1 protein-coding gene is annotated in these 732 nt (G+C 36.2%); it reads right to left on the minus strand.

Going from position 1 to position 732, the window contains the following annotated elements:
- The coding region (locus tag ABMQ40_RS16640) for a GLPGLI family protein (protein ID WP_370901629.1) at positions 1–732 on the minus strand (732 nt) is incomplete at both ends.

A 732-nucleotide genomic window follows, 5' to 3' on the forward strand; every position in this document is an offset into this window, starting at 1 on the left:
TCAATGGAATTATTATTCTCTCTGATTCTTTCCTGAATCTTTGTGGAAATGGTTCTTGTGTCTAATTCTATTTTATTGCCGTTTGCATCAGCGACCTGTGATTTTAAGCCACTGGATTTGATACTGGCATAAGGATCACTATAATAGTCTAATTGTAATTTTTTGTACTCCTCCCAGGTGATTTCTTTACCTTTTCTTAAATAAAACAAACTATTTTTATCAGAAGTTTTCGTTCTTACCAGTGTGAAATCGTATTCGGATCTGTCATCTGATATTTTTACAATGAATCCGGGCAAACCGTGAAATATATACGGACCCTCCTGGATCGGAATGCTTGAAGTGAACCATGCGGTCCAATTTCTTCCTCCATATCGGGTTGTAGCTTTCTGGGTTTCATATTCCCCATTTTCATTTTTGTCTGGCAGGATTTTCCAAATTAATTTATCTGTAATTCTAATAAAATAATTATTGTTTATCAGAGGAGTTGTAATGCATTTTATTATATTATGACTGGCAAGGTTTTTCTGAATATAGATCTGATCAGAAAAAAGAACGCTTTGCAAGCCTCCAAATCCTGTTTTTTCTTTCAGTGAGTCTGAACGGCGGGCCTGCTCAGACCGGAATACTGACTGTTTTCCCAGTACATCGAGATAATATTTACCACTTACCATGCTATCCTTATTAGCATCGGACTTTTGCCTGAGCTCGTAAATAAAGGTTAAGTTTTGAGCT

It is taken from the genome of Chryseobacterium gossypii (assembly GCF_041361455.1).
Lineage (GTDB): Bacteria > Bacteroidota > Bacteroidia > Flavobacteriales > Weeksellaceae > Chryseobacterium > Chryseobacterium gossypii.